This window comes from Nonomuraea sp. NPDC049419 (genome assembly GCF_040676995.1).
GTDB lineage: Bacteria > Actinomycetota > Actinomycetes > Streptosporangiales > Streptosporangiaceae > Nonomuraea > Nonomuraea salmonea.
Genome location: NZ_JBFAQB010000001.1, coordinates 1 through 18,414, shown reverse-complemented (window position 1 = coordinate 18,414; position 18,414 = coordinate 1). Strand labels below are relative to the sequence as shown.

At 70.0% G+C, this 18,414-nt stretch carries 23 protein-coding genes; 12 read left to right on the top strand and 11 right to left on the bottom strand.

Features of this window, described 5'->3' with window-relative positions:
* Positions 1 to 60 precede the first annotated feature (60 nt).
* On the top strand, positions 61 to 2,064 hold the full coding sequence (locus AB0K12_RS00115; RefSeq protein WP_364554487.1) for a GxGYxYP domain-containing protein: 2,004 nt from the start codon (positions 61 to 63) through the stop codon (positions 2,062 to 2,064).
* 65 nt (positions 2,065 to 2,129) lie between these two features.
* Here AB0K12_RS00115 and AB0K12_RS00110 read toward each other — a convergent pair whose 3' ends face one another.
* Entirely contained in the window at positions 2,130 to 2,792 is a 663-nt protein-coding gene (locus tag AB0K12_RS00110; RefSeq protein WP_364554485.1) for a hypothetical protein, read from the bottom strand.
* 258 nt (positions 2,793 to 3,050) lie between these two features.
* Between AB0K12_RS00110 and AB0K12_RS00105 the strand changes: the two genes are divergently transcribed.
* A complete protein-coding gene (locus AB0K12_RS00105) occupies positions 3,051 to 3,782 on the top strand; it encodes a Clp protease N-terminal domain-containing protein (RefSeq protein ID WP_364554483.1) in 732 nt (243 codons plus the stop codon).
* Complete coding sequence (locus tag AB0K12_RS00100) at positions 3,779 to 4,378, top strand: hypothetical protein (RefSeq protein WP_364554481.1); 600 nt, start codon at positions 3,779 to 3,781, stop codon at positions 4,376 to 4,378. The genes AB0K12_RS00105 and AB0K12_RS00100 overlap by 4 nt, the downstream gene beginning before the upstream one ends.
* Here AB0K12_RS00100 and AB0K12_RS00095 read toward each other — a convergent pair.
* Positions 4,364 to 4,939, bottom strand: a complete 576-nt coding sequence (locus AB0K12_RS00095; RefSeq protein ID WP_364554479.1) for a WHG domain-containing protein — start codon at positions 4,937 to 4,939, stop codon at positions 4,364 to 4,366. The genes AB0K12_RS00100 and AB0K12_RS00095 overlap by 15 nt on opposite strands.
* 76 nt (positions 4,940 to 5,015) lie before the next feature.
* Here AB0K12_RS00095 and AB0K12_RS00090 point away from each other — a divergent pair, with 76 nt between their 5' ends.
* Positions 5,016 to 5,516 carry an FBP domain-containing protein gene (locus AB0K12_RS00090; RefSeq protein ID WP_364554477.1) on the top strand — a complete coding sequence of 167 codons (501 nt, stop codon included), beginning with the start codon at positions 5,016 to 5,018 and terminating at the stop codon, positions 5,514 to 5,516.
* Here AB0K12_RS00090 and AB0K12_RS00085 read toward each other — a convergent pair.
* Entirely contained in the window at positions 5,479 to 6,078 is a 600-nt protein-coding gene (locus AB0K12_RS00085; protein ID WP_364554475.1) for a shikimate kinase, read from the bottom strand. The two genes, AB0K12_RS00090 and AB0K12_RS00085, sit on opposite strands and share 38 nt — an antisense overlap.
* Before the next feature lie 53 nt (positions 6,079 to 6,131).
* Between AB0K12_RS00085 and AB0K12_RS00080 the strand changes: the two genes are divergently transcribed.
* Complete coding sequence (locus AB0K12_RS00080; protein ID WP_364554473.1) at positions 6,132 to 6,428, top strand: hypothetical protein; 297 nt, start codon at positions 6,132 to 6,134, stop codon at positions 6,426 to 6,428.
* 29 nt (positions 6,429 to 6,457) lie between these two features.
* Here AB0K12_RS00080 and AB0K12_RS00075 read toward each other — a convergent pair whose 3' ends face one another.
* Positions 6,458 to 7,081, bottom strand: coding sequence for a DJ-1/PfpI family protein (locus AB0K12_RS00075; protein WP_364554471.1), 624 nt, complete (start codon positions 7,079 to 7,081; stop codon positions 6,458 to 6,460).
* Positions 7,082 to 7,136: 55 nt separating this feature from the next.
* Here AB0K12_RS00075 and AB0K12_RS00070 point away from each other — a divergent pair, with 55 nt between their 5' ends.
* Together AB0K12_RS00070 and AB0K12_RS00065 are read left to right on the top strand one after the other, a co-directional pair.
* Positions 7,137 to 7,574 carry a MarR family transcriptional regulator gene (locus AB0K12_RS00070; RefSeq protein WP_364554469.1) on the top strand — a complete coding sequence of 146 codons (438 nt, stop codon included), beginning with the start codon at positions 7,137 to 7,139 and terminating at the stop codon, positions 7,572 to 7,574.
* Positions 7,571 to 8,380 carry an alpha/beta hydrolase gene (locus tag AB0K12_RS00065; RefSeq protein ID WP_364554468.1) on the top strand — a complete coding sequence of 270 codons (810 nt, stop codon included), beginning with the start codon at positions 7,571 to 7,573 and terminating at the stop codon, positions 8,378 to 8,380. Before AB0K12_RS00070 ends, AB0K12_RS00065 begins: the two co-directional genes overlap by 4 nt.
* Before the next feature lie 6 nt (positions 8,381 to 8,386).
* On the opposite strand, the gene AB0K12_RS00060 is transcribed toward AB0K12_RS00065, so the two are convergent.
* Positions 8,387 to 8,842, bottom strand: a complete 456-nt coding sequence (locus AB0K12_RS00060) for a GNAT family N-acetyltransferase (RefSeq protein ID WP_364554467.1) — start codon at positions 8,840 to 8,842, stop codon at positions 8,387 to 8,389.
* A gap of 135 nt (positions 8,843 to 8,977) precedes the next feature.
* On the opposite strand from AB0K12_RS00060, the gene AB0K12_RS00055 reads away from it, so the two are divergent.
* From AB0K12_RS00055 to AB0K12_RS00040, 4 genes are all read left to right on the top strand, one after another.
* Positions 8,978 to 9,505 carry a hypothetical protein gene (locus AB0K12_RS00055; RefSeq protein ID WP_364554465.1) on the top strand — a complete coding sequence of 176 codons (528 nt, stop codon included), beginning with the start codon at positions 8,978 to 8,980 and terminating at the stop codon, positions 9,503 to 9,505.
* 199 nt (positions 9,506 to 9,704) lie between these two features.
* On the top strand, positions 9,705 to 10,316 hold the full coding sequence (locus AB0K12_RS00050) for a TetR/AcrR family transcriptional regulator (protein ID WP_364554463.1): 612 nt from the start codon (positions 9,705 to 9,707) through the stop codon (positions 10,314 to 10,316).
* Entirely contained in the window at positions 10,309 to 10,974 is a 666-nt protein-coding gene (locus tag AB0K12_RS00045; RefSeq protein ID WP_364554461.1) for an HAD-IB family phosphatase, read from the top strand. The genes AB0K12_RS00050 and AB0K12_RS00045 overlap by 8 nt, the downstream gene beginning before the upstream one ends.
* A 45-nt stretch (positions 10,975 to 11,019) precedes the next feature.
* On the top strand, positions 11,020 to 11,541 hold the full coding sequence (locus AB0K12_RS00040; protein ID WP_364554459.1) for a hypothetical protein: 522 nt from the start codon (positions 11,020 to 11,022) through the stop codon (positions 11,539 to 11,541).
* 49 nt (positions 11,542 to 11,590) lie between these two features.
* On the opposite strand, the gene AB0K12_RS00035 is transcribed toward AB0K12_RS00040, so the two are convergent.
* From AB0K12_RS00035 to AB0K12_RS00025, 3 genes are all read right to left on the bottom strand, one after another.
* Positions 11,591 to 11,932, bottom strand: coding sequence for a DUF5713 family protein (locus AB0K12_RS00035; protein ID WP_364555721.1), 342 nt, complete (start codon positions 11,930 to 11,932; stop codon positions 11,591 to 11,593).
* A 352-nt stretch (positions 11,933 to 12,284) separates the two neighbouring features.
* Positions 12,285 to 12,611 carry a hypothetical protein gene (locus tag AB0K12_RS00030; protein ID WP_364554457.1) on the bottom strand — a complete coding sequence of 109 codons (327 nt, stop codon included), beginning with the start codon at positions 12,609 to 12,611 and terminating at the stop codon, positions 12,285 to 12,287.
* Positions 12,612 to 12,625: 14 nt separating this feature from the next.
* Positions 12,626 to 14,272: a zinc-binding dehydrogenase gene (locus tag AB0K12_RS00025; protein WP_364554455.1), complete on the bottom strand. Its 1,647-nt coding sequence runs from the start codon at positions 14,270 to 14,272 to the stop codon at positions 12,626 to 12,628.
* A gap of 90 nt (positions 14,273 to 14,362) precedes the next feature.
* On the opposite strand from AB0K12_RS00025, the gene AB0K12_RS00020 reads away from it, so the two are divergent.
* A complete protein-coding gene (locus tag AB0K12_RS00020) occupies positions 14,363 to 15,301 on the top strand; it encodes an AraC family transcriptional regulator (RefSeq protein WP_364554453.1) in 939 nt (312 codons plus the stop codon).
* Positions 15,302 to 15,321: 20 nt separating this feature from the next.
* Here the strand turns inward: AB0K12_RS00020 and AB0K12_RS00015 are convergent, their stop codons facing one another.
* The 3 genes from AB0K12_RS00015 to AB0K12_RS00005 form a co-directional block, all read right to left on the bottom strand.
* Positions 15,322 to 15,699 (bottom strand): VOC family protein, encoded by a 378-nt coding sequence (locus AB0K12_RS00015; RefSeq protein ID WP_364554450.1) that lies wholly within the window; start codon positions 15,697 to 15,699, stop codon positions 15,322 to 15,324.
* A gap of 7 nt (positions 15,700 to 15,706) precedes the next feature.
* Positions 15,707 to 17,485: an ABC transporter ATP-binding protein gene (locus AB0K12_RS00010; RefSeq protein WP_364554448.1), complete on the bottom strand. Its 1,779-nt coding sequence runs from the start codon at positions 17,483 to 17,485 to the stop codon at positions 15,707 to 15,709.
* Positions 17,478 to 18,414: ATP-binding cassette domain-containing protein (locus tag AB0K12_RS00005; protein WP_364554446.1), on the bottom strand; the 937-nt coding region annotated here is incomplete at its 5' end. The genes AB0K12_RS00010 and AB0K12_RS00005, both read right to left, overlap by 8 nt.

Here is an 18,414-nt window from a genome sequence, read left to right as displayed (position 1 = left end):
AGCGAAGCGATGACAACGCTGTCATTCCTGGTCTCCCCCCGACGAGGAGCAGTGAACGCCATGGTCTCCCGACGTGAATTCCTCCTGGCGAACGGCACGGTCCTCGCGGCCGGCGCGCTGGGTCTGAGCCTGCCCGCCGCCCCCGCCGCTGCCTCCGCCCCCTTATTGCCCGGCTTCGGCCGCCCCACCCGGCTCGACTACGCCGACATCGCCACCCTGCACGGCGACGACCAGCTCCTCCTGACCACCCTCCAGGGAGTCGTCAACCGCCGCCGTCCCCGCCTGTACTTCAACTACAACGAGGAGGGCTACGACGAGCGCTGGCTGTCCAGCACCGGAGCCGCCGTCACCCGCCACGACCGCCCGCTCGACCTCGTCGCCCGCTACCGCGGCGAGGTGCGCGGCGCGATCCTGCACGACCCCGACGTCCCCGACTCGGTGAACGTCGCCACCACCCTGGCCGGCCTGGAGAACGCCGTCGCCGCCACCGCCGAGCAGGCCGAGGAGCACCGCCTCAAGGTCATCACGGACCTGCGCGGCCGCTTCGACCCCGGCGACGTGCTCGCCACCTACCGCTGGCAGCTCGACACCCTCTGGCCCCGCTGCACCCACACCCTGCTCAGCGGCCTGCCGCCGACCAGGACCGTGTCCGTCGAGAACGTCCAGTGGCGCGAGATCGCCAGGGAGACCGAGCGCATCAGGGACACCTCCAACCGCGAGGTGCGCACCTTCGACCTCAGCCAGGAACTGTCCGGCGAGGAGGGCGTCTTCCTGCGCTTCCAGGACTCGCTCGGCGACGACGGCTGGGGCGCCTCCGTCGGCTCCTTGGCCGTCAAGGCTGACGGCGCCCAGATCGCCGCCTTCACGCCCGGCACCGACGCCGAAGCGCCGTACCTCTTCGACGGCGTCAACTCGGCCGTCGGCGCCGAGTCCAACCGCTTCGCCGACGGCGGCGGCTACTTCATCTACCGCTTCACCCCGCCGGCCGGCACCCGCGAGCTGCTCGTCGAGGTGGACCTGTGGAACCAGTACCTGGTCACCGCCACCACCACCGCGCCCACCCGGGTCGAGCCGTTCCCCTACTTCCGCGACTACACCGTGGCCAGCCGGGCCATGGTCTTCTGGCTGCCGCCGTCCGGCGAGACCGGCAAGCTGCTCGACGAGATCCTCAGCAAGGTCAAGCCGACGACCCCGTACGCCGGCTGGTTCTCCAACGACGTGGCCGGCGAGTGGGGCGGCGTGGACCGCGCCTCCCAGCACGCCGTGGAGGTCGTGCCCGCCGACTACTACATGAACGGCACCGTGCACGCCGGCGTCGCCGCCAAGGTCTCCGGCCGCGTACGCCCGCGTCCCCGCGCCACCCTGCGCAACCGCGTCTACCTCACGCTCACCGTCGGCGAGGGCGACAACATCCAGTACTGCCAGCGGCGCATGCGGCAGCTCTGGGACGACCCCGCGCGCGGCCGCGTCCCCACCAACTGGACGGTCAGCCCGCTGCTCGCCGACATCGGGCCCGCGCTGCTCGCCCACTACCAGCGCACCGCCACCGAGAACGACCTGCTCATCGCCGGGCCGTCCGGCGCCGGTTACACCTACCCGGGCTCCTGGCCCGAGGCCGACCTGGCCGCCTACACCGAGCTCACCGGGCGGTTCCTGCGGCGCACCGGCATGGACCTCGTCTACGCCTACAACCACCGCAACGCCGACGACGACGGCTGGGTCGCCTTCGACGAGCGGATCGCCGCCTCCTACCGCAGGAACACCCCGATCCGCGGCATCATCCAGTCGTGGGAGACCGGCGACCTGCAGACCCACGTGGGCGGACTGCCGGTCATCGGCAACCTCTACCCGCAGGGCAAGGCGCAGGAATACCGCGACGGGCTGCTCAGGCACATCGAGGGCTGGGACGGCTCCACGCCGCTGTTCATCGCCGGGGCCGTGAACGCATGGAACTGGACGCCGTCCGACATCGCCGAGCTGGGCGAGCTGCTGGGAGACCCCTTCGAGATCGTCCGCGGCGACGCCTTCTTCGACCTCCTCAACCGCCACCTGACCAAGAAGTAGAACGGCGCGCCGGCCGGGCCGGCCGCCCCCTTCACGGGCGGGAAGGGCCGGCCGGGCCGGCCGGGTCAGCCGCCCTTGGGTGCCGGGAGCGGGGTGAGGCCGAAGGCGGCGGCGAGGTCCGCGGCCAGGTCGTCCGGGGTCCGCGAGCCGTCCACGTCCACGACGGGCAGGCCGGTCTCGCGGGCCTGGCGGCGTACTTCGGCGTCCCACAGCTCGTCCCGCGCCACCCGCACGGCCAGCGCCGCGGCCGGGTCCACGTCGCCGTAGGTGGCGCGGGCCGCGGCGGGGTCGGCGTAGCGGGCCGCCAGGTTCCTGCGCCGGAACCCCGGCTCGGGCAGCAGGAACACCGCCTGCTCAGGGCGCTCCAGCAGCGGCGCGAGCTCGCGGGGCAGCGGCCGGAAGTCGTCCACCAGCACCGGCCGATCGGCGGGGAGCGCCAGCAGCTCCTCGACCACGAACCCGAACGTCTCGCCGTGCAGGCTCGGCATCGCGCGGAACACCTCTTCCGGCGCGCGCCCGGCGAACCGCTCCTCCTTGGGTGTCCGCACCAGAGCGCACATGTACGGCTGCCGCTCCGGCGTGCACCGCCTGGCGTACCGCGCCTCGGCACGATCACCGTCGTAGACGGGCAGCTCGTACCGCTCGGCCAGAATCCGGGTCACCGTGCTCTTGCCGGCCCCCGTCCCACCCGCGATCCACCGTACGTGCGCCAGCTCGTCAGCTCCCATCCCTCCACCCTTTCACGACCCCCGCGCACCCCTCCGTAGGTTGAGCCGCATGAGCGCCCCCACACCCCTGCGGCACGTCCCCGTCACCCCGGCCGGCTTCGGCACCGCGTGCGCCGTGCGGGTCCGTCCCGACCGGGCCGACCGGCGAGGTCAGCGAGGGCGAGACGGTCGGCGTGCCCGACCTGGCCGCTGGAAGGTCGAACAGATCGCCGTCAACCATAGGTTGACGCTACCTCAGCGTCAACCTATGGTTGACGCATGAGCACCAGCCCCGTCCGCCTGGACGACCTCATCACCGCGATCAGAAGCCGCCACCCCGACGGCGACCCCCTGGGCGAGCTGGCCGACGCCGTCACGCTCGCCGAGCACATCGGCGAAGTCGCCGACCACCTCATAGGCCACTTCGTCGACCAGGCCCGGCGTTCCGGAGCATCGTGGACGGAGATCGGGCATAGCATGGGCGTCACCAAACAGGCCGCCCAGAAGCGATTCGTCCCCAAGGAAGGCAGCAGCTCCAAGCCCATGACCGACGACCTGCAGACGTTCACCCGCTACACCGATCGCGCCCGCATCGTCGTGGTCAAGTCCCAGGAAGAGGCCCGCGCGTCCAGGCACGCGCAGATCGAGCCGGCCCACCTGGTGCTGGGCCAGCTGCACCAGCCCGACGCCCTTGGCGCCGTCACGATGGCCGCGCTCGGCGCGCCCGTCGAGACGGTGCGGAACGCGCTGGCGGCGGCGCTCGGCACGGGCCCGGGGAGCGAGGAGCAGTTCCTGCCGTTCGCGGCCCAGAGCAGGAAGGCGCTCGAGCTCGCCGCCCGCGAATCGCTGCGCCTCGGCCACGACTGGATCGGCACCGAGCACCTCCTGCTCGGCGTCCTGTCCCTCGACGACGCCCCGGTGGTGGGCGTGCTCGCCCGCCTCGGCGTCACCAAGGAGCCGGCCGAGCAGCACATCCGCCGTACGGTGGGCGAGCTCCGCAACCCCACGTGACCGAAGACGCGATCACCGCGGCGAGCCGCCGCGTCCAGGAGGGGCTGCGCAGCGGCTACCTCGCTTACGACGTGCTCCTCGACCTCGTGATCGTGCTGGACGACCACGGCATCAGCACCCCCGCCACCAGGGAGTTCCTGGAGTCCGACCCTGCCGACCTTCACCGGGTAGCCGAGGCGGTCCTCCGGGAGACATCGTTCACGTCGCCGTTCGAGCTCGAACCCGGCTGGTGGCGCACCCTGGAAGAGGCGCTCGCCGTCGTGGAGCGCGACGCCCGCGCCACCGGCGTCACCGGCACGCTGCGGCTCAACGTCCCCGACTGGGATCCGCACGGGTACGCGCGCGTGGAGTTCCGCGGCGCCTATCAGGGCAACAGCATGGCCCCCTCGACCGGCAGCGACAGGGTCTGGGCGCTGCTCGCCGTCGCCGACGCCGCCCAGGAGGTCATCATGGAGATGATCTGGCGGGCCTGGCCCGTCTGTCCCGAACACGACCGCGGCCTATGGGTCGCGCTCCTCGACGAGGCCGTCGTCTGGCGCTGCACGTACGGCGGCGCCCACACGGTCGCCGCCGTCGGCGAGCTACCCCCCGGCTGAGGGCCAGTTGCGCAGGACGGCGTCGAGCGCGTCCAGGGTGCGGTTCCAGGACTCCTCGACCGAGCGCGGGGTGTGCCGGAACCCGCCGACCATCTCCAGGCTCACGTATCCGTGGAAGGTGGCGCCCAGCATGCGTACGGCGTCGGTCTGGGCGGGGTCCGGCAGGTCGTAGCCGCGCAGGATCGCCCGCGTCATCGCGGAGTGGCGCGGGGCCGCGCTGTCGGCGGCGGTCTCGTAGTCCATCTCCAGCTGCGCGGCGGCGTACCGGCCCGGATGTTCCTTCGCATAGTCCCGGTACGCGTTGGCGAACGCCACCAGCGCGTCCTTGCCCGACCGGCCGGCGAGGGCGGCGGCGGCCCGGTCGGCGAGCTCGGCCAGGGCCAGCTTGGCCACCCTGACCCGAAGGTCCTGGAGGTCCTTGACGTGTGAGTACAGGGCCGCCGGCTTCACGCCGAACGCGCGCGCGAGCGCAGAGACGGTGACGTTCTGGAAGCCGATCTCGTCGGCCAGCTCCGCCGCCGCCTGGGTGAGGCGTTCCGCGGTCACTCCCGCACGTGCCATGCGCTGCCTTTCATCCTCTTGCTACGCTATTTAATCAGTTGCTTACGACCTTTAAGAAGGACTAGCGTCGCCGCTCATGCGTCCCATCACCGACCACGACATCCGTACATCTTTCATCAACTGCTCCAAGGGTGAGGCCAAGCGGCTCGGCACCCCCAAGGATCTCGCGGACCTCCCGTGGGACGACCTCGACTTCCTCGGCTGGCGCGACCCGGGCGCCCCCGAGCGGGCGTACCTCGTCGCCGACCACGGCGGCGCGCTCACCGGCGTGGCGCTGCGCGTGACGTCCGGCGCGGCACGCGCGTTCACCTCCCGCAGCATGTGCTCGCTCTGCCTCACCACGCACACCAACGGCGGCGTCGCGCTGATGACCGCCCGCCGCACCGGCGAGGCCGGCCGCCAGGGCAACACCGTCGGCCAGTACGTCTGCGCCGACCTCGCCTGCTCCCTCTACACCAGGGGCAGGAAGAAGGCGCCCGGCGACGGCGCGCTCATGGACGAGTCGCTGACGGTGGAGGACAAGATCGCCCGCGTGCGGGTCAACCTGGAGGCGTTCCTGGACAAGGTGACGGCCTGATCACCTCGTCCAGCAGCCGACCGGCGCTCTCGGCGGGCGACTCCCCCTCGGTGTGCAGGACGGTCGTGGCCAGCTCGCGGGTGCCGGCGTCGTGGACCCACTCGCGCAGGAAGTCGTGGCCGTCGCCGGTGATCCAGTCCGTCCCCTTGGTGGCGATGCTCCGCTCCCGCAACACCCGTACGGACTGCTCGGGGTCAGGGGACGGCAGCACCAACACCACGTGCTCCACCGGCCGCAACGCCTCCCTTACCCGCTCGCGCAGGTCGGGCCGCGTGTACTGGCTGTGCCCCGCGCCGAACGCGATGACCGCGTCAGGATGCCCGGCCACGACGCGCTCGACCGCGTGCGCCCGCGCCGGCTCCCACTCGCGCTCGGCCGCGACCCTGCCCACGGCGCGGATGCGCTCGCGCAGCCGGTCCATGCTCCAGCCCACCTCGGCGTAGTAGCCGGCGCCGAGCGCGTCGACGTCCACGAACCACCGCCCGGTGGCGGCGGCCACCGCCTCTCCCAGCGTGCTCTTCCCGGCGGCGGCCGGCCCGATGAGCACCATCCACGCGCGCATCCCCCCATTTTCCCGCTGACGGTGAGGGGGCGCGCCTCGGTAGCGTGCCCGCCATGCGACTCACGGACGTGACCTCCACCATGGAGACGATCCTCACCGCGCTGCCCACCGTCCCGCCCTACCGCGTCGGCGGCACGAGCGCCGCCCTCCTCAAAGGCGTGCAGTTGCCCGCCGGCGACATCGACGTCCTGGTGGCCCGGCGCGCCGACGTCGACACCTTCGCCGCCGCACTCTCCCCCTTCCCCTACCCGGCCGCCTGGCTCCCCGAGACCGCCCCGACCGGTACGAGCCCATCCTCGGCCACCTGGCGGCCCACGGCTGCGACGCCGCCCTCCTGTGCAGGGCGCTGACCGCCAACGGCGTCCCGGTGCCGGCCGCTCTAGGCGAACTTCCTCTTGAGCAGGTCTTTGGCGGCCTGGGGAGCCTTGGCGGGTGAGCCGGCGTCGAAGGGCGGCTGGGGGTCGTACTCGATGGCGAGCTGGATCGCCTCCGCCGTCGTCCGGTCCTTGAGCCGCGCCACGAGCGCGAGCGCCATGTCGATGCCCGACGACACCCCCGCCGCGGTCACGACCTCGCCCTGGAAGACCACCCGCTCCGGCGTGTAGGTCGCGCCGAACGACTCCAGCACGTCCACGGCGCCCCAGTGCGTGGTCGCCGACAGCCCCTTGAGCAGCCCCGCCGCACCCAGCAGCAGGGACCCGGTGCACACGGACGTCGTCCATGCGCTCGTCTCGTGCATCCGCCGGATCCAGTCGAGCAGCGGGCGATCGTCCAGCAGCGCCCTGGCCCCCGGCCCTCCCGGGACCAGCAGCACGTCGCAGGCGTCGATGTCGTCGAAGGCGGCGTCGGCGGTGAGGGCCAGCCACTTGGGGACGTCGCGGACGGGGCCCGCCTGCTCGGCCACGAAGACGATCTCGGCGTCCGGCAGGAACTTCAGCACCTCGTACGGGCCGACGGCGTCGAGCGCCGTGAACCGATCGAACAACGGAATGGCGATGCGCACGGCGACTCCCTCGGCAGAGGCGAATGCTTGCTTTCCTAAGTTAGCATGTTAAGTTGTGAACAGGAATCTCAGCTTCACCCTGCACGTCCTCACCGCCCGCCTGGACCGCGCCGCCGACCGGCTCCTGCGGGCCGAGCACGACATCTCCTACAACCGCTTCCTGGCCCTCACCCTGGTGGGGGAGCTCGGCGCCTCGACGCAACGCGCCCTGGCCGACGCCCTCGGGGTCACCGAGCCGTCGGTGAGCCGCATGACGTCCGTCCTCGCCGCCGACGGGCTGCTCGACGTCCGGCCCGACCCGGGCGGCGGCCACCGCCGCCACCTGAGCCTCACGGACAAAGGACGGCGGCTCGTGGCGTCGATCCAGCAGGGCTTCGAGGAACACATGGCCGCCCTCGTCGCCCACAGCGGGGTGCCGTACGCCGAGTACGCCCGGCACACCGCGCAACTGCTCGCCACCCTCGACCGCGTAGAACGGGAGCGAACCCCATGAGCCAGAGCACCGTCTCCTCCGCCGACGGCACCCCGATCTGCTACCGGACGTCCGGCGCCGGCCCCGGCCTCATCGTGCTCGGCGGCAGCCTGCGCACCTCGGAGGACTACCTGCCGCTTGCCACCGCCCTGTCCCGCTCCTTCACCGTGCACCTGATGGAGCGGCGAGGCCGCGGCGCCAGCGGCCCTTTAGGACCCGGGTACGCCTTGGCACGTGAAGTGGACGACCTGCTCGCCGTCCAGGCGGAGACCGGCGCCCGGCTGGCGTTCGGCCACAGCTACGGCGGCCTCGTCATCCTGGAGACCGCCCGGACCTCTCCGGTCTTCGAGCGCATCGTGGCGTACGAGCCCGGAGTGCCCGTCGCCCCCGTCCCGACCGCCTGGATGTCCCCTTACCGGGAACGGCTGGCCGCGGACGATCCTTATGGCGCGTTCGTGCACTTCATCCGAGGGTCGGGGGGTGCGCCGGCCTTCATGGCGAAGCTGCCGTACTGGTATCTGCGCTTCGCGCTGCGCATCGGCTTCCGCGGGCCGAGCTGGCAGCGGATGCGTCCCCTCCTGGCGGCCAACGTGGCCGAACACGAGCAGATCGCCGCCCAGCAGGGCGAGCTCGCCGGCTTCGCGGCCGTGAAGGCCGCGGTCCTGGTCCTGTGCGGCAGCCGCACCCCCGGCCGGGCCGAGTACGCCGCCCTCCGCGACACCCTGATCGACGCCACCCTCGAAATCCTGCCCGGCCTCAACCACTTCGGCCCGGAAGGAAAGACAGCCCCGCTCGTGGCCGACCACGCCCGAGCCTTCCTCCTTTGACCTGTCTCAGTTGGGGTGGCGCTCCATGAGGTTGGGGTGGCGCACCATGAGGTTGGGGTGGCGCACCATGAGGTCGGGGTGGCGCACCATGAAGACGTCCACCTCATCCTCGGCCTCTCGCGTGAACCCGTGCCGGTCGTACAACCGCCGCGCCGAACTGCCCTGCAGCACGTTCAGCCGGACCACGACCCCTTCCCGATCACACCGCTCCAGCAGCCTCCGCAGCACAGCAGTGCCGATGCCCCTGCCCTGCAACTCCGGCGCCAGATAGAAGTGCTCCAGCCAGTAGCAATCCTCCGCCACCCGCAGCGCCACACACCCGGCGAAGTCACCACCCACCTCGATCACCCACGTGTGCGCCGGCACGAACCCATCCCGCAGCCGCTGCCGCACCCGACGCTCGTCGTACCGCCCGAGCCGCTCAAGGTCCTCCCTGAGCACCAAGGCCCGCAACTCAGCCACAGCCTCAACATCGCCCACCACAGCAGCCCGAAGCGCCCAATCCCCCACAAACGCGATGCTATCGCCCCACTGCGGCGCCTGCCGGAGCTGTGTTGCCGCGGGGAGGCATCAAGCCTGACGATGCATAATCGCCAGATGTTCGACTTCGGCATCAGTGGATATCGCCCCACATGGCTGAGCGGCGGCCCGGCCGTGGCCGCCGCGCATGGCGCGAGACTGGCCATGCTCGAAGGCCGGAAGCTGACGCGCGCTCTCCTGGTGTGGGATCTCGACGAGGACAGCTGGTTCTCCGATGGCCTGATCCTTCTGGATTTCGAGGGAGAGCAGGTCGAGATCGTCCACCACAAGTTCCATGACATCTCCCTTACGTGGAACGTGGTCGATCCGGCTCAGCCGCTGGATTGGGCCGGCCAGGGATTTCGGTTGGCCTGGCGAGAAGGCGTACCGGCTGAATTGGCGCGGCTGCAGGGGCAGAGCCTGCAGGCCGTGGAGCTGCTGACGTGGATGGAGGAAGACCTGGCGTACGGGACGGTGGCTGTCGGATTCGTTTTTCCGCAGGGCCGAGTGACCATCTACAACGCTCTTGATGAGAACAGCATGGACTTCGGAGAGCCCGATCAGCAGTACGCACGCCAAAGCCTCACGAGCGGCTTGCCTGGCTGAACGAGGTCGCGACCGTGGGCACTGACATCTACGGCTCCATTGGGACTCGCCACCCATGTGCTGAAGAGGACTGGTACGAGGGAGAGCCCTGGTCGCCGGCCGCGGACCGCCGGCCGACGTCTCGGCCGCCATCCGTCATGCCTACGACTGAGCTAATCACATGGACACCGACGGCCATTCGGCTGTAGACACTGTCTACATGAAAGCAGAAGCGGGCCTGAAAGACCGTCTGGTGTCGTGCGCGACCGCCATGGTAGCCGAGAGCGGCCCCGAGAACGTCACCCTGCGCGCGATCGCCCGCAGCGCCGGGGTCTCACATGGCGCTCCGCTCCGCCACTTCGCCGGAAGGGAAGCCCTGCTGTCGGCCGTCGCCGCTCAAGGGTTCCGCGATCTCGCCGCAAGGGGCCGGCGCGTCCTCGCCGGGCTGCCTCCCACGTACGACAGCGGGCAACGGCTGCAGGCCGCCTGCCATGCCTACGTGGCGTTCGCCTTCGACGAGCCGGGGATGTTCGCGCTGATGTTCCGCCACGACCTGGTCGACCCGCGGGAACCGGAGCTGGCGCGCGTCAGCCTGGAGGTCTTCGACACCCTGGTGGAGCTGGTACGAGCCCACCAGTCCACCGGCTGGCAGCACCGTACGGACAGCCGCCGGTTGGCGGGCGCCCTGTGGAGCGCGTTGCACGGCTTCGCCCAGCTGTGGATCTGGAACGCTCTCCCCACGGCGACCGGCGCCGCGACCCCCGATGCCGTCCTAGAGGTCCTCCTTCGGGCCTTCGACCTGCCCGCCGTCGGAGGTGTCGGCGATGCCTGATCCGTACCAGCGGGTGGCCGTCTTCGACCTCGACGGCACCCTCGTACGAGGTGACTCCTTCGCCCGCTTCCTCCGGCTTCTCCTCCTGCGCCGGCCGATCCGTGCGGTCGTCTCCTTGGTGTCGGCGGTCATCCTGATCCCGCTGTTCCTGATCTCGCGGACGCGCCGCCGAGCAGTGGCCGGGTTCCTCTGGCTGGCCACGATCGGCGTACCACCTCATCGTTTCGAAGCGCTGGCGGAGGAGTTCGCGCTCGCGCACGCCGCCGAGCCGCGCCGCATCGCCATCACCCTCGACCGCCTCCGCTCCCACCAGCGCGCCGGCGACCGCGTCATCATCGTCACGGGCTGCGCCGACCCGCTGGCCGGCGCCGTGTGCAGGGCCCTCGGCCTGGCGGGGGTCGAGGTGATCGCCGCCCGCCTCGAACATTCCCGGCGCGCGCACCGGGTCGCGGAAGGCTGCCTCGGCGCCGACAAAGTCCGCCGTCTGGAACAAGCGGGTGTCGTCCCGCCGATCGACTATGCGTACAGCGACAGCGCCGTTGACCTGCCCCTCCTCCGCGCCGCGAAGCACCCCGTCCTCGTGGGCCCCTCACCCCGTACGCGGCAACGAGTCCGGGCGGCCCTGGGCACGGACCCCGCCGTACTGCCACTCGATTAGGCCGTCCACGGTGATCGTCGGGGGCGGAGTCTATGCTTCCAGCCCATGACCACAGACGAGACCCCTGTCATCCACGTCAAGCAGCTGGTCGTGGAGGTGGATTACAGCCAGGTCTATCTCGCGGACGAGGGATACGTCGCCGGCTCTTTCGAGGACACACCGAATCCCCCTGTGGGAGTCATCCGCGTGGAGAAGGGCATTGCCTCACTCGCTGTGGGACCGCAGTGGGGCCCGGTGGACTTCACGGTGGCCGTCGCCGACCGAGATCCGGGCACCGAATTCGACGGATACGAAGACATCGTCGAGATCAGCTATGAGTCCCCGACCGGTCGGCTTTCCCTGCTGGAATGGGGAGGCGCGAACACGCATCCTCTTCCTCCCTTACCCGCCGGCCCTCACACATATCGTGTGCGCTACCACATGAGAGGCATGGACGAAGAAGTCGCGATGGAGGTAGGCGACCACTACTTCCTGCAGGTCTGGCCCGAACCGCCACGCGCCCCCACCGTGCTCAAATCAACGAGCTCATCCTTCCAATACTGGCTTGACTCCCAACGAGATTCTTAAGCTCTAGTTCGCATAGCGCGGATCATCCCGAAGACCCCCGGCTGATACGTCACCACTCGCGGGTCGCGATCAGCTCCTCCGCGTCCGCGTCTTCGAACCCGTAGGCCGACGCCACGAACCAGAAGTCCTCGGCGATCACTTCGCGGGCCACGGTCTCGATCTCGCTGCCGGCGGCGTCGAACTCGGCCTCCAGTTCGTTGAACTCCTCCGTCGCCGCGTGGGTGAGGACGTACAGCGCCGCCAAATCCGCCGGCCGCTCGTCCTCGATGCGCTCACACAGCCGCAGCAGGATCTGTCTGCCCTTGTCGACGACGTGGTCGGGGTAGTAGCCGTCCTCGTACATGCCCTTGAAAAAGGCGTGGCCGGCTGTCTGCGGGTTGGTGGGCGGCACCCTGATCTCCTGTCTCACCGTGGTCCGGAGTGCCGATGCTGCACCATGCCACCGACAAATGAGGGGCGCAGCGTCACCCGGCGGGAGTTCACTCGTGCGATCCTCCTGAGGAGGAGCATTTCTGTGATTGCGATTTCAGCCGCTTCCGGTGCGCTCGGCCGTCTCGCCATCCAGGCCGTACGCGCCCGAGCACAGGTGGTGGCCGTCGTGCGCGATCCCGGGCGAGCGGCTCACCTGTGCGCCTCTCGCTCGTTTGCCTCGGCATCGCCCTTTTCATCGGCGTCGCTTTCGCAGGCTTGGGCTACCTCGGACGCCGGCAACAGCGGCACCACGACTATTACCCGCAGGAGGTTCAGGACCGCAGCCAGCGCCCATCCTGGAATTCAGCCGGTATCTCGTCATCCCCCGGATCGACCCCCAGCGCCTCCAGCGCATCGAACCACCGATCCCGCTGGGATTCGGGCAGGCGCGTTCCACACCAGGGACAGAAAGAGATGAGGACAGAGGAACTGCCCCCATCATGGACCCGCAAGCCGTACTCGACGAACCGCTCATCGAACTCGACGAGGATGTCCGGACAGTCCGACGCATGCTGATCGCATTCCCGAGTCGTCTGACGGGCCATCGGCTCACAACAGTGCTCGGCCAAGGACACCTCTCCGTCCAACTCGTTGGACATGCTGCCTACCTCTCCTAATTCCCGTTCTCGCCGGAGACCGGGGTTTGGTCGATCGTCACGACGACCTTCCCGCGCACCCGGCCACGCTCGGCGTCCCGGTGCAGGTCAGCCAGGGCTTCCAGCGGGCGAACGTCCGCCTCGACGCGAACGGCGCCCGAGTCGATCAGCGCCACGAGCTCCGACAGCTGACCCACGTCGTTGCGGGCGACGAACTGGACGGCGTGCGGATGCGCGATCGGCTGAGTGATGGAGACGAATGCCCTGGCCAACCGCGTCACCGACGCGGGCACGTCGGGAACCAGGTTGATCAGCACGTCGTTGCCGCCCGGCAAGGGAGCGGCGGTGTAGTCCACGATCTCATCGGCGCCCAGCCCCCGTACGGCCGCCGCGCTGCGCGGGCTCGCGGTCGCCACCACGTACGCGCCCGCATGCTTGGCCAGCTGAACGGCGAACATCCCCACGCCCCCGCCGGCCCCGTTGATCAGCACCCGGCTGCCACGGCCGATGCGGGCGTGCTCGAAGACCGCCTGCCAGGCGGTGAGCCCGGCCACCGGCACGGCGGCCGCGTCCGCCAGCGGGATCCGTTCCGGCGCCCTGGTCAGCAGGCTCGCCTTCGCGACCGCGTAACCGGCCGCCGCCCCGTCGATGAGCCCGATCACCCGATCGCCGGGAGCGAAGTCACCCGCCCCGGTGACCACGGTGCCCGCGACGTCCCAGCCGAGCGTATGCGGCGGCGTGCCGCCGAACACCTCCCGCAGCAGCCCCATCCGCAGCCCGACCTCCGACGGGTTGAACGACGTCGCGGCCACCCTGATGAGCACCTCGCCCGGCCCTGGCTTCGGCACCGGCACCTCGTCCAGCGAGATCACCGAGGCGTCGCCGTACTCGTGGATGCGGGCGGCCCGCATGCGGCCGAGGAAGTCGGCGGCGTGCTCGCTCGCCCACGTCTCGAACGTGCTCGCGGGCGCTCCGGTGACCTCCTCCACGGTCCCGGTGGCCGGGCCTGGCTCGGCCAGAGCGCGCAGCATTTCGTCCACGGCCTGCTCGGGCCACCCCAGCCCGACCAGCCGGGTCCTGGCCTCCTCCGGGGGCTCCTCCTCCCAGCGGACCGGCCGGCCGATCGCCGCGCCGATCGCCCGTGCCTGTTCCCGCTGGGTCATCGGCCGGGGTCCGGTCAGCGTGTAGACCGCTCCGTGGTGCCCTTCGCCGAGCAGCGCACGCACGGCGACGGCTGCGACGTCCCGCTCGTGGATGGGGGAGAAGATCGCATCGCCGTACGGCTGCCGCACGACGCCCGCGCGGACCTGCTCGGCCCACCGCAGGGTGTTGGCCGCGAACGCGTGCGGCCGCAAGACCGTCCATTCCCGGGCGTTCTCGGCGATCAGCCGCTCGATCCCGATCTCGGACGGACGCGCGGCGGCGGAGGACAGATAGACCACCCGCCGCGCCCCGACCAGCTCCAGCAGCTCGCGGGCGCCCTCGGCCGTGGCGAACGGCCACAGTAAGAACATCGCGTCGACACCGTCGAGAGCCGCCTCCAGCGCGACCGGGTCGGTCAGCTCCCTCGTGATCGTACGGACGTCGGCGCCCGCGTCCTCGACTTGCTTCACCAGCGAGCGGCCGATGGTGCCGGTCGCCCCGCTGACCAGGACTTTCCTCATGGCGTCCACCATAGAAGCGTTAGGAGAGCCGCCCAATGCTTGTTCGTGCGCGATTCATACGCGATCGTCTTCCCCCTTAGACTCCGTTGCATGGATGTGCTCAGCGACGTGGTCGCCTCCATGCGCGCGGGCGTGCCGCGCTCGGCGCGGGTCGAGTGGCCGGCGCGCTGGGGGCAGCGGTTTCCTTCCGCACCCGGCTCGGCGGGTTTCCACGTGGTGCTGCAGGGCTCGTGCTGGGCGATCCCGCCGGAAGGTGAGCCGATCGCGGCCGGAACGGGCGACGTGCTGTTCTTCCCGCACGGACACGGCTACGCGCTCGCCGACTCCCCCACCAGCCCCATCGCGGAGCCGTACTGCGACCCCGACACCCCCGCCGAACTGTTCGCCTCGGCCTCCCTGGAGAGCGCCAGGCCCGTCACCGTGACGCTCTGCGGCGGCTACCGGCTCAACTCCAGCCAGGCGCATCCGCTGCTCAGAGAGCTGCCCGCGATGATCCACCTGCCTGCCGAGCTGGGGCACGACACCGAGCTGCGCGCCGCCGTCGAGCTGCTCGGGAAAGAGATCGGCGGCCCGCGACCGGGCGCCGACCTGGTGGTGTCGGCGCTGCTCGACATGCTCCTGCTGTACATCCTGCGCGCCTGGTTCGACGTCTCGATGGAGCACTGCGAGGCCGGCGGCTGGACCGCCGCGCTGGCCGACCCGGCCATCAGCGCCGCCCTCGACGCCATCCACCGCGACCCCGCCCACCCGTGGACGGTCGAGTCGCTCGGCCGCCGCGCGGGGCTGTCCCGCGCGGCGTTCTCCCGCCGATTCACCCAGTACGTCGGGCAGCCACCGCTGGCGTACCTGACCTGGTGGCGGCTGGGCACGGCCGCGCGCATGCTGCGCGACTCCGACGCCGCGCTGAGCGAGATCGCCGGCGCGATCGGCTACGGCTCGGAGTTCGCCTTCGCCAACGCCTTCAAACGCCAGTACGCCATGGCCCCCGGCAGATACCGCCGACACGGCTGCCCAGCACCACGTCCTTGAGGTGATCGGCTGCGCCCGTTCTACCGCGTGAACAAGCAGAACGGATGCCCCGCGGGATCGAGATAGACCCGCACATCGTCTTGGGGCTGGTAGCCCGCAAGCGTCGCCCCCGCCTCGACGGCATGGGCTCCTGCGGTCTCCAGATCGTCCACCTCGATGTCCAGGTGCATCATCATCTGCTGATCCCCGGGCCCGGCCGGCCACGTCGGCCGCACATGAGCCGCCTCGGTCTGGAACGACAACCCCGCCCTTCCATCAGGCGCACGAAGAACCACCCAGTCAGGTTCCTCTTCCCGTACGACCCAGCCGAGCAACCGCTGGTAGAAAGCGGCCAGCGCACGAGCATCAGGCGCACCGAGCACCGTCGCCGCCAACGCCATCCGTGGTCTGTTGATCATGCCACCTCTACATGTACGCCTTGGCCTGCAGGTTGAAAAGTTCGTGGTACAGGCCGCCAGAAGCGAGGAGTTCGTCGTGAGTGCCGACTTCGATGACGCGACCGGCTTCCATCACCACGATCAGATCAGCCATTCGCACGGTGGAGATGCGATGGGAAACCAGGACGGTGATCCCGCCGTTGCGGCGGGTCGTGCGCGAGGAGGCGGCGGCGAAGCGTTCGAAGAGAGCGTGCTCCGCCTCCGGGTCCAGAGCAGCCGTCGGCTCGTCCAGTACGAGGAGGAGGGGCCGCGGCCGCATGAACGCGCGTGCGAGGGCGAGCCGTTGCCACTGGCCGCCCGACAGATCGACGCCGCCGGCGAAACGGCGTCCGAGCTGCGTGGCCGAACCTGCCGGGAGTTCCGCCAGAACGTCGGTGGCGCCTCCTCGGCGTGCCGCTGCCCGGAGGGATTCGGGGTCGTTCATCCGGGCGAGATCACCGATTCCGATGGTCTCCTGGGCCGTGAACTCGTACTTCACGAAGTCCTGAAAGCCCGCCGAAGTTCGCTCATGCCAGGATCGCGGGTCGAGCTCGTGCAGATCGATTCCGTCGATCTCGATGACGCCGTGGGTGGGGTCGTACAGACGCAGAAGCAGTTTGGCGAGGGTCGATTTCCCGGCGCCGTTGTCACCGATGATCGCAACCGTGCTTCCCGCCGGCAGGAACAGGTTCAGATCGCTGACAGCCTGTCCGGACGATCCCGGATAGCCGAAACTCACGCTGCGGAGCCTGATGCCGTCACGCAGACGGGTAGGTGCCGGCGTCCGTCCCGACGACCATGAGTGCTCCTCGGCGTAACGACGCAGCCATCGCAAGCCGGCGACGGTGTCCAGCATGCGCGCCATCTGGCGCGTCGACGTCGCAAGCCCGGAGGCGGTCCGGTCGAGTTGCGGGATCAGCAGCACCACCATGGCCACGTCGCCCGCGTGCAGGGCACCCATGCGCGTCTGCCACAGAACGAAGGCGATGGCGCAGCCATAGCCGATGGTGAAGAGCATCGTCATCACGAGGTCCCGCCAGATGGCACGGTGGAAAGCCGCCCATCGGGGGACATCCCGGTCTCGATGCAGGCGCTCGAACTCGTCCAGGAGCCGGACGCGCAAGCCGTAGGCACGGATCTCCAGACCATGCCGGGGGGATGCCGCCAGGTCGGTCAGTAACCGGATCTTGCGATGGGGTGCGACGGTCTCGCGTTGGATCCGTTGCAGGTCGCGGCCGGTACGGCCGGCTGTCCAGATCCGCACGCCGGCCACGATCACCAAGGCGATCAGCACCGGATGGATCGTCACCAGTAACACCATGATCGTCGCTGACCCGGCGAGAACGGCGAAAGAGGAGCCCAGCACCGTGGCGCCGTACTTCAACTCCCTGGACTCCTCGCGGATGTGGGCCAGCCGATCGGCGATGTCGGGTCGTTCATGATGGGCGATGCCGGGAATGCCGCTGGTGAGATCGAGGAGTTCGCGGTCGAGGTGCCCTTCGAGCCGGTCTTCCATGGTGGCCTGGACCGCGCTGGAGGCGATGCGGGCCACGATGGTGCCGGCGAGGCCACCGCCCAGCCAGATCAGTCCAGCCCGCCAATCGCCTCCAGTGGTCAGACCGCCGGCGGTGAGGCCGAGCCCATACGCCAGCAGCGGAGCCGCGACGGCCATACCGATGACCGACACGAACTCGATCGTCGCCGGCAACGGCACAGCGCGCAGGGTGAGCCGGATGAGCGCCGGCACGGAGCCGAGCACTTCACGCATCCGCGGCCCCTTCGACGTAACGGTCCGCCTGCTGGTTGAACATGGCGCTGTACCGGCCTCCCAAAGCCATGAGGTCCTCGTGCGTGCCGGTCTCGATGATGCTGCCGTCCTGGAGAAGGCAGATGCGATCCGCCGGCCGTACCACCGAAAAGCGATGCGAGATGACAAGGGACGTCGCCGAGGACGTCAGCTGGAGATAGCGCTCCACCAGATCCGCCTCCGCCCGCACGTCCAGGGCAGCGGCCGGCTCGTCCAGAATCAGGAAGGACGCCCCTGATCGCAGGGCGTAAAGAGCGCGTGCCAGTGCCATCCGCTGCCATTCCCCACCCGACAGGTCGACGCCCTCGTCGAAGGACTTGTGCAACGTCGTGTTCCACCCGTGAGAAAGGCGGGCGACGGTCCGGTCAGCGCCGCTTTGCGCGGCCGTCTCGGCGACGAGCCGCTCATCGTGGGGCGAAGCGAGAACCACGTTGTCGATCGCCGTGCTGGGCAGGCGGAGGAAATCCTGGGGAACGGGAGCCAGCCTCCGCTGCCAACCGGCGAGCTCTTCGTCGCTCCTGGCCGCCAGATCGACGCCATTGACGATGACCTTTCCAGCGGTGGGCCGCAGGATTCCCGCTATGAGTTTGACCAGCGTCGACTTGCCGGCCCCGTTGACGCCGACCAGCGCGAGTCGTTCCCCGGACCGAATCCGCAGGTTTAGCCCCTTCAGCACATCCTCTTCCGCGCCCGGATACCGGAACCACACGTCATGAAGCTCGATGGCGGGCAGTTCGTCACCTGCCGGGATGTCGGCGGCCGTGGGACCGGCCTCCGTCCGGAGAGCCTCTGTGGGGTCGCGTCCCCGGAGCGGTGTAAATAGCTCGACGAGGTAGGTGCCGTGGGTGGATCTTAGGCGGCCTCGGTGGCGGATGCCAAGGCTGGGTCGT